At 46.4% G+C, this 17,739-nt stretch carries 15 protein-coding genes; 9 read left to right on the top strand and 6 right to left on the bottom strand.

The annotated features are described in order from the left end of the window. Nucleotides 1-2: 2 nt before the first annotated feature. From HRE53_RS03690 to HRE53_RS03670, 5 genes are all read left to right on the top strand, one after another. Complete coding sequence (locus tag HRE53_RS03690; protein ID WP_212662267.1) at nt 3-1,172, top strand: amino acid ABC transporter permease; 1,170 nt, start codon at nt 3-5, stop codon at nt 1,170-1,172. A gap of 13 nt (nt 1,173-1,185) precedes the next feature. Continuing rightward, entirely contained in the window at nt 1,186-2,379 is a 1,194-nt protein-coding gene (locus HRE53_RS03685) for an amino acid ABC transporter permease (protein ID WP_315876548.1), read from the top strand. Between the two features lie 34 nt (nt 2,380-2,413). After that, complete coding sequence (locus tag HRE53_RS03680; RefSeq protein ID WP_283250024.1) at nt 2,414-3,154, top strand: amino acid ABC transporter ATP-binding protein; 741 nt, start codon at nt 2,414-2,416, stop codon at nt 3,152-3,154. Nucleotides 3,155-3,640: 486 nt separating this feature from the next. Beyond that, a complete protein-coding gene (locus HRE53_RS03675) occupies nt 3,641-4,603 on the top strand; it encodes a DUF6923 family protein (protein ID WP_235109119.1) in 963 nt (320 codons plus the stop codon). Beyond that, on the top strand, nt 4,569-6,881 hold the full coding sequence (locus HRE53_RS03670; RefSeq protein WP_235109118.1) for a DUF11 domain-containing protein: 2,313 nt from the start codon (nt 4,569-4,571) through the stop codon (nt 6,879-6,881). Before HRE53_RS03675 ends, HRE53_RS03670 begins: the two co-directional genes overlap by 35 nt. A gap of 150 nt (nt 6,882-7,031) precedes the next feature. Here HRE53_RS03670 and chlG read toward each other — a convergent pair whose 3' ends face one another. Next, entirely contained in the window at nt 7,032-8,084 is a 1,053-nt protein-coding gene (gene chlG / locus HRE53_RS03665) for a chlorophyll synthase ChlG (protein ID WP_212662265.1), read from the bottom strand. Between the two features lie 91 nt (nt 8,085-8,175). After that, entirely contained in the window at nt 8,176-8,646 is a 471-nt protein-coding gene (locus HRE53_RS03660; protein ID WP_235109117.1) for a hypothetical protein, read from the bottom strand. Nucleotides 8,647-8,864: 218 nt separating this feature from the next. On the opposite strand from HRE53_RS03660, the gene HRE53_RS03655 reads away from it, so the two are divergent. Next, nucleotides 8,865-9,254, top strand: a complete 390-nt coding sequence (locus tag HRE53_RS03655) for a helix-turn-helix transcriptional regulator (protein ID WP_315876244.1) — start codon at nt 8,865-8,867, stop codon at nt 9,252-9,254. Between the two features lie 37 nt (nt 9,255-9,291). Here HRE53_RS03655 and HRE53_RS03650 read toward each other — a convergent pair whose 3' ends face one another. From HRE53_RS03650 to HRE53_RS03635, 4 genes are all read right to left on the bottom strand, one after another. Beyond that, nucleotides 9,292-11,043: a serine/threonine-protein kinase gene (locus HRE53_RS03650; RefSeq protein WP_235109116.1), complete on the bottom strand. Its 1,752-nt coding sequence runs from the start codon at nt 11,041-11,043 to the stop codon at nt 9,292-9,294. A 138-nt stretch (nt 11,044-11,181) separates the two neighbouring features. After that, nucleotides 11,182-11,967, bottom strand: coding sequence for a class I SAM-dependent methyltransferase (locus tag HRE53_RS03645; RefSeq protein WP_235109115.1), 786 nt, complete (start codon nt 11,965-11,967; stop codon nt 11,182-11,184). A gap of 168 nt (nt 11,968-12,135) precedes the next feature. After that, nucleotides 12,136-13,149: a glycosyltransferase family 2 protein gene (locus HRE53_RS03640; RefSeq protein WP_235109114.1), complete on the bottom strand. Its 1,014-nt coding sequence runs from the start codon at nt 13,147-13,149 to the stop codon at nt 12,136-12,138. Nucleotides 13,150-13,187: 38 nt separating this feature from the next. After that, nucleotides 13,188-14,306: a glycosyltransferase gene (locus HRE53_RS03635; RefSeq protein WP_235109113.1), complete on the bottom strand. Its 1,119-nt coding sequence runs from the start codon at nt 14,304-14,306 to the stop codon at nt 13,188-13,190. 173 nt (nt 14,307-14,479) lie between these two features. Here HRE53_RS03635 and HRE53_RS03630 point away from each other — a divergent pair, with 173 nt between their 5' ends. From HRE53_RS03630 to HRE53_RS03620, 3 genes are read left to right on the top strand one after another with little or no spacing between them, the layout of a single operon-like run. Continuing rightward, a complete protein-coding gene (locus HRE53_RS03630; RefSeq protein WP_235109112.1) occupies nt 14,480-15,184 on the top strand; it encodes a hypothetical protein in 705 nt (234 codons plus the stop codon). Beyond that, nucleotides 15,181-15,756: a glycosyltransferase gene (locus tag HRE53_RS03625; RefSeq protein ID WP_235109111.1), complete on the top strand. Its 576-nt coding sequence runs from the start codon at nt 15,181-15,183 to the stop codon at nt 15,754-15,756. Before HRE53_RS03630 ends, HRE53_RS03625 begins: the two co-directional genes overlap by 4 nt. Nucleotides 15,757-15,792: 36 nt before the next feature. Continuing rightward, nucleotides 15,793-17,727, top strand: coding sequence for a glycosyltransferase family 39 protein (locus tag HRE53_RS03620; RefSeq protein ID WP_235109110.1), 1,935 nt, complete (start codon nt 15,793-15,795; stop codon nt 17,725-17,727). Nucleotides 17,728-17,739: the final 12 nt, after the last annotated feature.

Below are 17,739 nucleotides of genomic sequence, written 5' to 3'. Positions count from 1 at the left end.
TCATGGCCAAGCTTCGCCAGGGACCAAGATGGCGCCAACCCCGTGTGAGGGATGGGATGCTCCAAGCATTGGTTCTACTTCTAATTGGATTGGTTATTGTTTACTTCGGTGCCAATCTCATTCAAAACCTGCAGCGTCTGCGCTTACCCTTTGGCTTTGACTTTTTGTTCACTAAATCTGGACCCAGTATTGGTGAAACTCTAATCGAGTATTCACCGACGGATAACATTGCTCTGGCTTTTGGGGTAGCCCTTCTCAATACCCTGCGGGTCGTTGTTCTGGGAATTTTTTTAGCGACCATTATTGGTATTGGAGTAGGGATTGCTCGCCTATCAGATAACTGGCTAGTTCGTAAGCTAGCAACGGTGTATGTGGAAACCTTGCGGAATTTTCCCTTACTGCTACAGCTACTGTTCTGGTATTTGGCTGTTTTCTTGAAGCTGCCAACCTTTGAAAATCGAATTCAACTTCCGGGACCAATCATTCTTAGCAAAAATGGAGTGGCTTTCCCCTGGCTACGGGCTAATGCATCAACCTCGACCTGGCTAATAGCTTTGGGCATCGGCAGTGTACTGGCCTTCTTGCTATGGCGCTACCTTACTCGGTTACAAATCGAGCAGGGACGCATCATCTTTGCCTGGTTATGGCCATTACTATTGCTCATGGGCTTGGCAGGAGGCATCGCCCTGTTCACCCAGCACTTACCGTTTGACCTCAGCCAACCCCAAGTGGACAAACTCGTGGTGACGGGTGGCTTACAATTCACATCAGAATTTTCCGCTTTACTCTTGGGCCTTACTTTGTATACGGCAGCCTTTATTGCTGAAATCGTGCGAGCAGGTATTCGCTCTGTTTCCATCGGTCAGTCAGAAGCGGCACGAGCTTTAGGGCTAAAGCCGACACTAGTCATGCGATTTGTGGTGTTCCCCCAAGCCTTAAGGGTGATTGTGCCACCGTTAACCAGTCAATATTTGAACTTGGCGAAAAATTCTAGCCTAGCCGTCGCAGTAGGCTACCCCGATATCTACTATGTAGCCTCTGCCTCCTTAGAAGATACCGGACGCTCGGTTGAGATTGTCCTGTTGTTAATGGCGATCTATTTAACAATGAGTCTACTGATTTCAATTCTGATGAATCTCTACAACCGCAGCATTCAATTGGTTGAGCGATAGAGCAATGAGTCCAATGCCGCCGAAATCTCCGATTACGCCTTCAGCTTCCTCTATATTGATCTGGTTGCGCCGCAACCTCTTCAGCACTTGGTACAACTGTTTGCTAACGGTGATTAGTCTCTGGATTATTTATCTTGGGGGACGAGGTCTATTTCTGTGGATGTTTAGTCAGGCGCAATGGACGGTTTTGCAAGCCAACTTACGCTTGTTCTTTGTCGGCCGCTTTCCCCTCGACCAAATTTGGCGAGTATGGTTGATTGTATTGCTGGTTTCCGCAGTAACCAGCCTGACAGCAGGTGTCATTCAGTGGAACCGGACTGTACCCATCAGTGTGGGGATTTTGACTGCAATTGGCTTAAGCGTTGCCCCTTTAGTGGGTGGGCAACGCCCAGAGCTAATATGGGTTGCAGCGATAGGCAGTGTTGCTTTGTTCAACCTACTGGGGGGACCGTGGTTGAAAGCTCACCTATCTCCTCGCTTGATCAGCAGAGGTTTGCCTTCAGTTTGGTTCCTAACCGTGTTTATGATCCTATGGCTATTAATGGGAGGGTTGGGATTAAGCGCCATCGGAACTAATGTTTGGCAAGGGTTGTTATTGACCGTGCTGACGGCAGTCGTTAGTATTGCCCTGTCATTCCCAATAGGTGTGCTATTGGCTTTAGGACGGCGCAGTTCCCTACCTGTGATTCGGACTCTCTGTATCTTATACATCGAAGTGATTCGAGGGTTACCGTTAATAGGAGTTCTCTTTATTGCCGGGGTGATGTTACCACTGGTATTGCCAAGCCAAGTACAGTTAGATGCAGTCTTGCGGGCAATTTGTGGTCTCACACTCTTTAGTGCAGCTTATCTGGCAGAGAATGTACGGGGGGGCTTACAGTCGATCCCTCAAGGTCAAATGGAAGCAGCCAAAGCGTTGGGGCTCAATCCAGTTTTGGTTTTAAGTTTGGTGGTGTTACCGCAAGCCTTACGATCGGTCATCCCCACAATTGTTGGGCAATTTATTGGATTGTTTAAAGACACTTCACTACTATCGATAATTGGTCTTGTAGAACTGACGGGGATTTCACGGTCCGTTCTCTCTCAACCACGATTTATTGGTCGGCATGGAGAAGTGTATTTATTTATTGGTTTGCTGTACTGGTTATTTTGTTATCTGATGTCTTTGGGAAGTCGGCGTTTAGAGCGTCAACTCGGTGTGAAGTGAGGCTTGTTGTATTCCGGTTGATAGATAAACTGCAATGACTGAAATGAATCCAATTATTGTGGCCACAGATGTCCACAAGTGGTACGACGCTTTTCATGTCTTACAGGGCGTGGATTTAAAGGTGGAGCGCCAAGAAGTAGTCGTACTGATGGGACCCTCAGGGTCAGGCAAGTCTACCTTTATTCGTACTCTTAATGCTTTAGAAGATTATCAGCAAGGACAGATTGTCATTGATGGCATGGAGCTATCCCCAGACCTCGGCCATATTGAATCGATTCGCCGGGAAGTGGGGATGGTGTTTCAGCAGTTTAATTTATTTCCCCATCTGACGGTGTTGCAAAATATCACCTTGGCACCGATTTGGGTGAGACGTTGGCCCCGCACTAAAGCAGAAGAGGTGGCGATGCAGCTTTTGGAACAGGTCGATATTTTGGAGCAAGCCCATAAATATCCTGGACAGTTGTCGGGAGGACAGCAGCAACGAGTTGCGATCGCACGGGCTCTCGCCATGCAGCCCAAGATTATGTTGTTCGACGAACCCACCTCTGCCCTTGATCCTGAGATGGTAAAAGAAGTGTTAGTCGTCATGCAATCGTTAGCTGAATCTGGCATGACTATGGTCGTGGTTACCCATGAAGTTGGGTTTGCCAGAGAAGTAGCAAACCGTATTCTGCTGATGGACCAAGGTACTGTCGTCGAAGAAGCTGCTCCAGAGCAATTTTTTCAAAATCCCAAAGAAGAACGAACCAAACTTTTCTTGTCACAAATCTTGTAGCCTGATTTCTCTTGAGATTTAGAATTTTTCAACCTATAGGTGAACAAAAGGCAAGCCTTTTAAGGCTAATATTCTTCCCTAAAACTAGAATTACTAAATTCAAAAGCATTTCGCAATATTTTAATATTTTTCGAGAGATCTTGAAACCCAAACGTGATATATTCGTCTAAAATATTTACAGAAATAAAATTTAAGCCAGTAAGTGTTATCAGCCTTCTATAAAGGTATAGAATATATCGCTAGCTTAGCTAAGAAAGCAGAAAGAATTTGTCACCATAGATTCTCTATATCGAGAACTTCTAGATTTCTGCTCAATCAACAATTTAAGATCAATTTCTCAATATGTATGATACTTTCCAACTATGAAATCTATGATTGACGTTAAAGTTTTCTAATTTCTCAATCCTAGTTCGAGTGCAAATGAGACTGAGCCTTTTGAATCTAGTGGTAGAGACAACTAGCAAATAATGTATTGGGGGAGCAAGTATGTCCCGTTGGTTGAGATTTCTGGCTTTACAAGTTCCGCTGAGCACCTTTCTGCTGACATTGTTTGCCTTTGGCGATCTAGCAATTGCTCAGGATAAAAAAGGCCAGCCATTTGTTTGCGACGGCAAATTTTTCATAGCTCAAGGCAAAACAGGGAAAGATCCGACACAACTTTTTATCGTTGACACCAGTACTACGCCTTATCAGTTAACCCCTGTTGGTGGGACGAGCCCAGGGATTAAATACAATGCCATTGGCTTCAATGTCCAAGATGGCTTTATTTATGGCATACACCCTAGTACGGGAGAAGTCTATCGTATTGATGCCAATGGTGTAGCTACTTCTATGGGCATTCCTCCTGGTTTACCCAGTAGTAGTTATTCGGGGGATGTTGCCCCTGATGGTACCTACTATATTCAAAGGGGAAACAAACTTCATTTAATTGATGTGTCTGGTGCCAATGCTCAGTACCAGAAAACTATTAAGCTTTCAGCTAATCCAGGCGTGGCTGATATTGCCTTCAACCCTGTAGATGGCAAACTGTACGGCGTAAATGCCGGTAAAGATCAAGTTGCAGTTATTGATCCGGCAACAGGGAACGTTGCGTTCCAGCCCCAGAAAACGTCTGTGAGTACAGCAGTCGGTGGAACTTATTTCGATGCCTTTGGTAATTTATTTGGTTATCACAATAAGGGAGAATTTTATCGATTTGATGTTCAGTCTGGCACTGGAGCTTCAACCTTTCTGAGTAGTGCGCCTAAGGTTAGTGCAAATGATGGGGCTTCTTGTACAGGCGCTCCAAAAATAGAAAAAACGGTATCACCTAGCGCTGTTAAACCAGGAGGGATTGTTACCTATACCTACAATGTGGTGAATCCCAATGGGTTTCCGTTGACGGTAGATTTTTCGGATAGTATGCCCGCAACAGATGGGCGAGTTTATCAACCCCCTATCTGTAAATAATCCCTTTGGGGGAACGGTCGATTTTTCAGCTGACAATAAAACCTTCAATATCAAAGGTTTAACCGTTCCAGCAAATAAAACAGGCCAAATTACGGTTGATGTCCAAATTCCCGAAGATGCAGAATTTGCAGTTGTTTATAACCAAGCATCTTTAGCAGGAGATCAAATCCCACCGGGACTAGATGGGTCTAAAACCTTACTCTCAGACTACCCAGATAGTGGAGAATTTTATGACCCAACTCCCCTCAAAATTACGGAGTATGACTTAGGGATTACCAAAGCGGAGTCCGCTGATCCGGTCAGTGTCGGCGAGAATTTGACCTATACCCTGACCGTCACTAATTTTGGCCCTGACACAGCTGAAGGAGTCACTGTTACTGAAAATCTTCCCGCTGGAGTCAATGTAGTTACGCTACCTAGTAACTGTTCGAATTCCAGTGGAACGGTTACATGTAATCTAGGTGACCTTGCCAAAGATCAAGTTGTCAAACTAGAAATTGTGGTGTCTCCGACCCAAGAAGGAGAAATTGTTAACTCAGCCTCTGTAGAGAGTCCCCTGAGTGACTTGGTCGAAACTGACAAAAGTAATAACGATACCAAAATTGATACAACGGTCAGTAACGAAGCCAATCTTACGGTTGAGAAAAAGGATGCCGCTGATCCGGTTGCCGTAGGAGACACTATTACCTACAAAATTTCAGTTACGAATAACGGTCCTGATCCAGCCACTGGCGTTATCTTAACTGACGTGTTGCCAGCAGGTGTGATGTTTGTCTCAGCTGAAGATAATAGCGGTCTTTTAAGTTGCACTGAAACAAGCGGCACGATAACTTGTAATCCCATTGATTTGGCAAATGGTGAGGGTGCGGTACTTGAAGTAACGGTCAAAGCTGATTCTCCTGGCACTTTAACGAATTCTGCTAGTGCCAAAGGGAACGAGAACGATCCTGATCCAGATGACAATGAAGCTTCCGAAAATACAACTGTAGAAAAGCCAGAGCCCGGACCTGATCCAACGCCGGACCCCGGACCCGACCCAACACCGGATCCTGGACCTGACCCAACGCCAGATCCTGAACCAACGCCAGATCCAACGCCAGATCCAACACCAGATCCTGGACCTGACTCAGATCCAACACCGGATCCAGAACCTGATCCAACGCCGGACCCCGGACCCGACCCAACGCCAGATCCTGACCCAACGCCAGATCCAACACCAGATCCTGGACCTGACCCAGATCCAACACCGGATCCAGAACCTATTCCAACACCAGATCCTGAACCCGACCCAACGCCAGATCCAACACCAGATCCTGGACCTGACCCAGATCCAACACCGGATCCAGAACCTGATCCAACGCCGGACCCCGGACCCGACCCAACACCGGATCCTGGACCTGACCCAACACCAGATCCTGACCCAACGCCAGATCCTGACCCAACGCCAGATCCAACACCAGATCCTGGACCTGACCCAACGCCAGATCCTGGACCAGATCCAACACCGGATCCAGAACCTATTCCAACACCAGATCCTGAACCCGACCCAACACCGGATCCTGGACCTGATCCAATGCCAGATCCTGACCCAACACCGGATCCTGGACCTAATCCAACGCCAGATCCAACACCCGTTCCTGGACCAGATCCAACACCTGACCCAGAACCTATTCCAACACCAGATCCTGAACCCGACCCAACGCCAGATCCTGGACCAGATCCAACACCAAATCTCGGACCTGTTCTAATTCCTGAGCTAACGCCAGACCCAACACCAGATCCTGGGCCTGATCCCGGACCGGTTTCAACACCTGATCCCGGACCTGAGCCAACTCCTGAGCTAGCGCCGGCCCCAACACCAGATCCTGGGCCAGAGCCAGCTCCCGATCCTGGACCTGAGCTAACTCCTGAGCTAACGCCAGACCCAACACCCGATCCAAAAACACCACCTTCTGATAGTTCTAGTCCGAATCCGATTCCATTTCCTGTACCAATTCCTATCCCAGGCCCCTCACCCGGCCCAGGCTCAGTCCCAGGAGGAACACCTTCTCCGGGTTCGGTACCACCCCCCACTACAGGTACGCCTCCCACAGTACCTCCAGGTGTAGAAACACCTAATCCAGGAACTGAAATACCTGTTTCAGAACCGGGCAGTCAACCTCCAACTCCTGTGGAATCATTACCTGATCCGCCCGAGCAGCCTACTCCTCAACAGGACTCAGCAGCACCCACACGGGATGATCCTCCCTCTCCCCCACCTGTGAGAGCACTTTGGTAAACAACCACTTGCATCAATAAGCTCTGGTACTTGATGTGCCAGAGCTTATTTTTTTAGGCTTGACAAGCCACCAATTAATCTTGAGAAAAGGAAGGGGTTGAGGTTCCTACACCATCTTCAGAACTTTAGCTTTTTTAGCAACTAGCTCAGCTACAAACCCGCATGGCCTATGGCTAAACCCGCTACTAGCGTACCTAGTACCAGAAATGGCTGGGCGCTGGCCTGATATTTCACGTCATTTTTGACGGGGTCACGCAGAAAGTACATATCTTGGAAGGTAATTTGAGGAATGACCAGTAAAAATTGGATAACGGCATATAGATTCTCGTGAATACTGATTAAGAATAGTGCCATGCCAATCTGGAAAACATCGATCATCAGCACACAAATCCAGGCAGCTTTTTTAATTCCAAAGACAACTGGGAGAGATTTGAGTCCTAATTCGCGATCACCTTCTACGGCTTTGAAGTCGTTGATAATAGCAATGCCTAATCCTGACAGACTATAAGCCAGCGTTAACACCATGACTTTGGGAGTGAGAGTGCCAAATAAGGCTTGGCCTGCCCACCAAGGCAAAGCTATGTAGCTAGCTCCTAAGGCAAAATTGCCCGTCCAGCCATTTTGTTTGAGTTTGATGGGGGGAGCTGAGTAGATAAACGAAATAAAGGATCCAAAAATAGCGAGTACTGTTAATGTGGGAAACTCATGGCCCGCCCAACGGTCGAGCCCATAAGCAACACCTATGCCCGCTGCTAGCAGGACAATAATTTGGGTTACAACTTGGGGAATAGAGATGGCTCCGGAGGGGATGGGGCGATAAGGTTCGTTAATGGCATCAATATCGCGATCGTAGAAGTCATTGATGGTTTGGGTATATCCCGTTAGCAATGGCCCAGACATCAACATGCAAACAGCTGACATCAAAACATGCTCAAAGGTCCAGGTAAAATGACCGGATGCAGCGGCTCCACAAATTACCCCCCAGACAAGGGGGACCCAGGTAATGGGTTTCATCAGCTGCAAGCGAATTTTCCAAATATTGGTATCGCCCGTATCAGCCCCTTTCATACCTAATAGTTGGCGAGCTGCACTGCCTTGTTCAGTAGCTTCGGATGTTTCTACGGCTGCTGGTTCTGAAGGTGTTGCTGTGGCCTCGGTATTATCAGTAGAGGCAGGTACCTGGGATGGATCCGGATTAGCCATAGTAGTCGAGAGAAGATGGAGTACAAATTTGAGGTGAAGAAACACTGATCATGGTACCGCTTGATCGTGGATCTTCGCCTAAGTAGCTGCTTTATAGGAGCTTGCGAATACGTCGAATATTGATGGCTCGACTAGAAATAGTGGCGGAACGATCGAACATGATTACATATATCCCTCCTGCAAGCTTTCCAGCTAAGCCTGGTCGAGAATAGCTCAAGTATTCTTCCTCTGACTCAGGGTTTGAATTGATATCAGCTGTTTCTTCTTCAAGTTCTTCTAGCTCAAACCCGATTTCTACCATCTTTTTGTTGAGGCGAGATTGAAATTGAGTGCGATTTTGAAAGGTAATGACCATCGCCACATTACGGTTGATGATAGTGCCAATGATGCCAGCTATCAAACCTGCTAGAGTACCGTACTGACGCAGTTCAGGAGAGGCAAAGGTAAAGGCTTCAGAACGAGATCCCACAAACATCACAATGATTACTGTCATGCTGAAGTAATACAAGAATGTCAATCCAATGCCGGGGCCTGTTAGCTGGGTATCTTCTTGTTGAGCCATAGAGGGCTGTTAAGTCTGACGAAGGTAAAGGGTGGGTGGGTGAAAACCATACCCGAGCTGTTACATCCTTGAGTTGGAGGATGATTCTGGATAAGGGGATCACGATGAAATTGGGTTTTCTTGCACCATAATCGTATCTTTGAGATCCATAATGCACAAGCAACCAGAGCAAGATTATTGGCTAGGTCATCACCGATCGAGAGATTTACAATATTGGTATGGACCAATCACTCAACCATTCCTCTGGACTAACTACTGAGCCTGACTGTGATCCAAGCTTTACCCTGCCGCCACAGCAAACCCAACAACTGCAGGGGCAGCTTTTAGATCCTCTTAAAGCACAACGAATGGCTGAGTTTTTTAGTCTGCTAGGCGATGCAAATCGATTACGGATATTGTCTTTGCTAGCTGAGAAAGAACTCTGTGTTAAAGACTTAGCCGTAGCCGTAGATATGAGCGAATCAGCGGTGTCTCATCAATTGCGAACCCTCAAGTCCATTCGGTTAGTGAGTTATCGCAAGCAGGGTAGGCATGTGTTTTATCAGTTACAAGATCAGCATGTTTTTAGTCTTTATCAAGCCGTTGCTGAGCATTTGGATGAGACATAGAGTCTCCATCTCCACTACTGTCACTGGTCTTGATGTACTAAGTGGAAGACTTATTTGGTGCAGTCTCACGCTCACAAAAAGAAACTCTTTGAGCCAGCGTTGGAATTAAAATTGCTGCACCTTTCAAAGATGTTGAGTCGTTGGGGGATTCGAATGGTAAAAATACTTTTGCGGGTAAATGTCCTAGTGGAGAATTTAAGGCAAAGGCTAAATTTCCATATCTATAAGGCAAAATGCTACCGTATTTTGGATAAAACCACTTCGTTCGTTTGACAAACTCAATTAGAGCAGTGTCTGAGTTATTATGCTGAACATTGGTGTTATCTGTAAATTTCCCAACCAAGTTTTGCCAAACTTTTGTTTGAGCTTTAAATCCAAATCGTCCTTGACTCGATTGCTCCCAATATTGGTTGATGGTGCGTAGGTCTTTACAAGGAATCTGTTCTAAATCTTCCACACGAAGAGTGCTGCCTGCGCGTCCAGTAACACTGAGAAGTAAGTCGCGGGTGATTTGATCCGCATTTTTCCACTGCCCAGCAGCTAATGACTCTTTTAGGGGCGTGTAATCCACCACTACAGGTGCGCTGGCCGCTGTAATGGTTTCAGGGGAAGCGTCAGTGTCGGCAGCGCCTTTCCCAGATACTTCAGGCGTAAACCCTTCCCCCGGTCCACCTTCCACCACCGTCTTATCTGGCACAGAAGTCTCCGAGGTTTCAGAAGGTGCAGAAGCTACGGTTGGCGCAAAAGCGGTAGGAAAGTAACGAGATACAACATATACGGCACTTGCCGCGCCACCGCATAAGCCTAAAAACAGTGCAGCGAAGAAAGTGCGGATGGGTAACTTGGGTTTCATCGACATTGAGGGGGAAGAGGGCAGGGCACTAGATAGCGGTGAAACATTGGGGCCACTTGAAATTGCGGTAGTTGGTGTAGAGACAGAAGATATGGGTTGTGAAATCGGTTGCGTGGTTAGCAAGTACTGCAAAGCGGCTCTGGCTTCGGTGGCATTTTGGTAGCGATGCCGAAAGTCATAGAGCACCATCTTGTTGAGGATGGTGGCGAGGTGAGGACTGACAGTGGATTGATCTTGCCAAATCACTTCTCCAGTCTGCGGATCCTTTTCTAGTTGATTGGGAAGTTGACCTGTCAGGGCTTGAATACCCACCATACCCACAGCAAAGACATCACTACTGAATTTGGGTTGGCCTGAATATTGCTCATTGGGGGTATATCCAGGGGTACAAATGCTGATCGTTTGAGCCGTATTGCCATGGGCGATGGTGGTTTGTAGACCAACGGCCTTAACTGCTCCAAAATCAATCAGAATAATTTTGCCATCGGGCTGGCGACGAATCAGGTTGGAGGGCTTCATATCTCGGTGAATGACCCCCTGCTGGTGGACAAATTCGAGGACTTCTAGAATTCCATCTAATAATGTGACCGTGTAGTATTCCGAAAACTGTTTACCTGGCACCAGTTCTCGACTTAGATCTGCCCCATTAATCAGTTCTTGGACGAGGAAGAAATGTTCTTCTTCTTCGAAATGGGCTAGTAACCTGGGAATTTGATCATGATTACCTAGCTGGGAAAGGCTTTCTGCCTCTCGCTGAAAAAGGCGGCAAGCATCTGGCCAGATGCTGGGATTCTCTAGCTGAGGCTTCAGTTTCTTGACGACGCAGTGAGGATTGCCAGGAAATTGAGTATCTTCAGCTAGGAAAGTTTCACCAAACCCTCCACTCCCAAGAGGTTGCAGAATTTTGTACCGTCCACCAAGTATCTTTTCTGACATATTTAATCAGTGCAGAACTATTAGTTGCGTATTCTACAGCGACTGCAAGGCGGTATTACAAATTGCAAGGGTCTTGTGAAGAAAGTCAGGTCTAGGATTTGGATGGGACGACGGATTAGAGATCTCTTGGCTGTGTTGTTATTGAATGTTACAGAGATAGTAGAGCCACATATCTGTGTTTGAAGATAGGTCCTTAGGACTCAGTTCAATTCCTTGGTTCCAGGAGTAAACTTTGATGTTTTTGAATCCTGATGCGAGTTGAATGAGTTGTTCTTGGGGGCGAATATGATAGGTGCGCAGGCGAAAATTATGGGGTTCGTCTCGAATCATGGCATGGGCAGAGGATTGGAGTTGTTGTAGAGAGTAAGATCGGTTAAAGACTCTGTGTAAAGACCAAATCACGAGTTCTATATAGGTGTTGATGGGGTTGTAGCTGAGATGCGATCGCCAATTAAATACCTGCTCCATTCCTTGAAGGTTATGGGTAGAAAAGCAGAAATAGCCCCCTGGCTTACCCACGCGCTGGATTTCCTGCAATACCTGGATGCGATCGCAATGCTCAATATAGTCAATGCCATTGAAACTAAACAGAATAAAATCAAACGTGTTGTCAGCGAAACAACTCATGTCCCGCGCATCGCAGACGGTAAAAGAGTTGGGATCTATAGAACTTGCAAATCGTTTTTGGCAAGCACTGATCATCCCAGACGAATAGTCGATACCCCTGTAATCTGCAGCAAGCTTGGCAAAGTGTTGAGTGGTTCGCCCTCCCCCTACTCCCATATCCAGCATGGTCATTGTGGGCAACTGGTCTTTTAGTTGGGTCAGTATGGCTGCTTCAGCAGGTTGTAACTGCTGGAGTTGAGCGTAGTGCTGAACAATCCCACTAGACTCGTAGGTCTTGAGATTCTGAAAATTAACCATTATTTTAGTTCAACCCAGTTTCGAACTAGGGCTGAAATATTCTACCTGACTATGGTCAGTCGCTATTCTAAGGGCAACTGCGTGCTAAGTCCTTTTCCAGATTCAGCCAAAACACTGATTTAAGACATTTATAGTCGCTTTGGGAGTCCAAGTTAGAACTCAACCTACTTACTGGAGACTATATGAGAAAGTCACTTTTCTTCGTATTGATCCCAGTTTTGATCGAAAGCGATTCTCTACTTGAATGAACGAAGTATAAAAGACACTGCCACAGCAAGCAGCAAAATAATTCATCCACAAATAAACGTCAAACGTATTGGCTAGTGCCGCTAAGTAAAGATATCTTTTGCCTGTGTTGATGGCATCCACTAGACCTATTTCATGCCCATGACACATCAACCGCCTGCCGATTTCAAACAAATATAGAGATTTATGCTTGTTATCTAACGTGCTCGGCTGCCGATAAAACTCTTCAATGCCTTGGTGATGCTTATCTACAAAGACGAGATGCCCTTCAGTTACCATGGCATGGTTGGTTGAGCCCCGTTCATCTTCATCATGATCACGATAAAGGGCTAAAGGTTCAGGGACCACTTCAAACTGATAGCTTTCAGAAATCTGCAACCACATATCCCAATCCCCGCAACACCGAAGATTGGTGTCAAACTGCAGATCTGACTCAATACACTCTTTCTTGATCATGACCGTTGACGGTGTGCCAATGAGATTCTTATAGATCAGATAATCCTTAACATCTCCGTTAATATCAGGTTTTCGCATCCGAACGATCTTTCCCTGATCGTTCATCACCTGCAGCCATGAATAAACCACACCCACTTCATCCGGGGCAGATTGGAACACATTGAGTTGCTTTTCTAACTTGTTGGGCAACCATTCATCATCGGAATCCAAAAAAGCAATGTATTGGCCTTGGACTGCACCTAAGCCTGTGTTTCGGGTACCGCACTCACCGAGATTTTTTTCCTGCAAAATGTATCGCACTCGTGGGTCGTCAATACCTGTAATTTTTTGTTGAGTGTCATCCGTAGACGCATCATCGACGACTATCAATTCAAAATCTTCGAGAGTTTGATTCAATACGCTTTGAATGGCAGGTATCAGTAGGTTAGCTCTATTAAACGTGGGAATGATAACGCTAACAATAGGTTTAGAGTTTTCCATAATCACAGTCTACTCCCACACGAAACATATAAATACTATCAAGCAGCCGTTTTAAGCGTGTTGATCAAATTCAGATATTGGTTGGTTGAAGCTTCTATTGAAAACTGATGCAGCCATTCGGAAACATCACTTTGAGACTGCTGGTTCAGAACGTCACAAATCGCTGTGGCCAAACTTGTATCGTCACCAACAGGGGTCAATGCCCCATATTTACCCCCTTGTAAAATTTCTCTAGGGCCGCTGGGACAATCCGTTGAAATAACCGGCTTACCTAAGGCCAACGCCTCAATTAAAACCGTGGGTAGTCCTTCCCAAGCAGATGACAAGGTAAATACCTTAGCACGAGCCATATAGGGGTAGGGGTTATCCACATAACCCATTAAATCAACATCTTCTTGGACACCCACCTCGGCCGTGAATTCTTGTAGCTTGTCTAAGTCGGGTCCCCATCCCAAAATGACCAATCGACAGGGAATTTGCTTACGGACTCTAGCGAAGGCTCGGATTAAAGTGGGGAAATCCTTTTGGGGTTCAAGCTTGCCTACACCAATGATGACCGGCGGTTCTCCAGGTTGGAACCAGGGATGATCGATCTCAGCATTGGCTTTGGAAAAAAGGTCAGGGGCAATGACTGGATTATAAATCGTTGTAATTTTATCTGGAGATATACTGCTGATTTCTGTTAAGGAGGTCGTTGCTCCTTGGGATACGGTCACGACGCTATCCGCCCAAGGATATAACAAGCGAATTGCGAAGGGAATGATCCTTTTCTTGCGGTTCTTATTGTGTTTTAACGAGTGGGTTAATGTGTTGTGTTCAGTCGCGATGACCACCGTATTTGTCTTGACGAGTCGTTTTGCTAGAATCGCGACTTCATTGGCAAAATGCATACCAGAAATTAACGCTTGGGGTTCTGTTTGCTTAAGATACTGGGCTAGCTTTCTGATGCTGGCAAAACTGCCTGAGGCCTTCAAATCAACCACTGTTATTTCAGGGGGAATTTTTTTGAGATGGGGCCCCCAAGCTTGCCCGAGGACAAAATCAACTTGGTATCCATTTTTAATAAATCCACTGGCAAGATTGATTAATACTCGTTCGGCACCGCCGCCGCCGAAATAGGTTAGAAAGAATGAAATCGTAGTGGATGGATGGGACACTTGCAAGCTACTCCAGACGATATACCTGTATCATTAAACACATCTGTAATCTGTAATGTGATCTTCCACACAACTAGCAAATTTTATGGTTCGTTTAAGCGTTTGCATCCCCTTATAAAATTGGCTAGGGGCAGTTACTATTCATTCATTACTTTAAACGCAATAAAAAAACAATGCAGAGCAGCCAACAGGCGTTAGGCATAACCCATGACTCCGAGAAGACTACCCCTCATTTGTTAGTTTTCGATCTATCTATTCGGGGCCATCATCCTAACTACATTCGCCATCTCATTCGGTATTGGCATACTCAGACGCACTTTCAGATTCTTTCGATTGTGGTTTCGCCTCGCTTCTTAACGGAGCATGCCGATGTTGTTGAGTTTGCAGAACAGCAATCAAACCCGAATATTCGGTTTATTGCCATTACCCATCCACAAGAATCTGCTCTAAAGTCGCGAAAAAAACCAATAGACCGTAACCTCCGCAACCTTCAAGAATGGAGATTGTTTTGTGACTATGCGAGTCAGCTACAGGTGAACCACGGTCTGATTATGTATTTGGATACCTACTTTCTATCCATAGCATGGTGGCTAAAACCGCCCTGTTCTTTCTCAGGGATTTATTTTCGACCCACGCTACACTATCGTCAACTAGGTGTGCAGCCCCCATTGAACTGGCGGCAAAAATTGAATCAAGGTCGAGAGAATTTAAACTTAAACAAAGTTTTGCGGAATTCACGGTTGGCCACTTTATTTTGCTTGGATCCTCTAGCTGTACCGGCTTTGCAGCAGCGGCCTAGTCAAGCTGAGATTATCCATTTGCCCGATCCCGTGGAGTTTGTCCCACCCCCCATCTGCAGTTTGTACCTTAAAAGATGATTTGGGGATTGAAGCTGAGAGAACCGTATTTTTTATTATTTGGAGCCATTGATGGCCGCAAAGGGATTCATCAAATCCTAGATGCGATTCAGAAGTTATCTTCCGACTGGGGGCGACAGCTTTGCCTGGTGCTGGTCGGTGAATCCAAGATTCAGCAACAGCTAGAAGCGCGCATCACCGAAATTACGGCTTCTCAACCGGTGCAAATTATTCGGAATTATCAGTTTGTTTCGGAAGAAGAGGTCTGGTCCTACTTTCGGATGTCGGATGTGATTCTGGCGACCTACCAAAAACATGTAGGAATGAGTGGTATTTTGTTGCTGGCTGCGGCGACACAAAAGCCCGTGCTCAGTACCGACTTTGGTTTAATGGGGGCCATGGTGAAACAGCATCAGCTAGGGCTGTCGATAGATTCTACACAGCCGGAGCAAATTAGTGAAGGCATGATGAAGTTAATAGGTGCATCCAGGAATGATTTCTACAATCCAGAGAAGATGCGAATATGGGCAAAACAAAACTCCGCTGAAAATTTTGCTCAGACTATTTTTGCTGGAATCACCAACAACGATTGACCGTTGATTTGTCCCATGGAGTAGATAAGTAATTCGATGCCTGTCATTTTTTTGATCTCTGCCTACATCTTGCTGTATCTCATTTATCGCCGAGATCATGATTGGCGCACGGCTGTTCTGTTATCAGCCGTGTCTTGGGCGGTGATCGCCACGGTTATTGCCGAATTTTTGAGCTTTTTCTCTGCCCTAGTATTAGAAGGATTACTCATTGCCTGGATTGGGGTTAACCTGGGGCTGGGCTTCTGGTTTGTTCGCCATTCCCGGAAGACTAGCCTCCCGTCTCAACCGGAGGCACAAGATCAATCCTTCACTCGCTTCCAGCAAATTCTCCTGGTGGGTGTGATTGGTATCGTTTTGGGAACGGGGATTACAGCTCTTTTATCCCCCCCCAATAATTGGGATTCAATGACCTACCATCTGGGCCGGGTCATTCATTGGACTCAAAATCAAAGTGTGGGCCATTATCCCACTCATATTCCTCGGCAGCTATATTCTGGGCCAGGACCTGCTTTTGCCGTGGTCCAAGTGTTTATTTTGACAGGCGATCTATTCCTCAACTTGCTGCAATGGCTGAGTATGGTGCTCAGTCTGATCGGAGTATCGCTCATTACAGAACGGTTGGGGGGGAAGTTGCGATCGCAACTCGTTGCCGTCGTCATCAGTGCCACCATCCCCATGGGGATTTTGCAGTCTTCCAGTACCCAAACAGACTATGTGGTTTCTCTGTGGCTCGTATGCTTCGTCTACTTCTCCTTAGTCACGATTCAAAATCGGATTGGTTGGACCTATGTTCCGGCCTTGGGAGCGAGCTTGGGCTTAGCTATCCTGACGAAACCCACGGCTTATTTGTATGGGTTTCCCTTTGCCCTATGGCTCTTGTTCGTAGGCGTTCGATATCTGCGCTGGAAAGTTTGGCAACCCTTAGGGGTGTCCTGCGGCATCATTGTACTGATGAACTTAGGGCAATATTCCCGCAATCTCAAAGTCTTTGATTCTCTCTTTGGGCCGACGGGACAAGACAGTGGTTCCTATGGATTGCCCGTCCTGATTTCCAATATTCTGCGAAATTTAGCCCTCCATCTGAGTACCCCAATTCGATCTATTAATCTGATCACCATTCGGATTGTGACGGCGATCCACCAAGTCATGGGCTTAGACCCGAGCGATCCGAGTATTACCTCTCCCCCAGGCCAAAAATTTGATATGCATAGCCTGGTCAACCATGAAGACTTGGCGGGAAATCCCCAACATTTGCTACTGTTCCTCCTATGCATTGTCGTATTCGTCCTATTTAGAAAGCGCCTGAAGACTCGCGAACAGCTTTTATGGTCCACCTATTTACTCTGCTGCTTAGGGGGATTTTTGCTGTTTTGCTTCCTCGTGATTTGGTCTCCTTGGCGCAGTCGACTTCACCTCCCTATTTTTATATTGCTGTCTCCCTGGGTGGGCATGGCCCTCTCTGAATTATTCAAAAAGCCCATTGCCAATGCAATCACTGCGGGTTTTCTAGCCATTTCCTTCTTTTGGGTGCTTTGTAATGAAACCCGCCCCCTGGTGATCAATACGCAATTTGTGGAAGAACGCAGTGTCGTCACCATCTTTAACCAATCGAGAACGGATCGCTACTTTAGTAGCCGCCCCAAACTGGCCAAGCCTTTTTTAGCCACCGTGGATTATATCGCCGAGCAACCCTGCAGCGATGTGGGTTTGATTATTGGTGGCGATACTTGGGAATATCCCCTCTGGAAACTGGGGCGAGAGCGGTCCAACCGCCCCATTCGGTTTGAGCATCTTCAGGTAGATAATCCATCGTCGTCGCTTGCCTCTCAGCCACCCCATCAAGACTTTGAAGCCTGTATGGTGATGACGGTAAAACCTGAGTACTTGGACCAAACGGACCTCCAGCTTGGTGATCGAAGTTACCGACAAACCTGGGAGCAAGGAGACATAAAAATATATAGCAGGAGCTAGATTTAGCAAACT

It is taken from the genome of Acaryochloris sp. 'Moss Beach' (assembly GCF_021497025.1).
Lineage (GTDB): Bacteria > Cyanobacteriota > Cyanobacteriia > Thermosynechococcales > Thermosynechococcaceae > Acaryochloris > Acaryochloris marina_A.
This window is presented reverse-complemented; position numbering and strand designations above follow the sequence as displayed.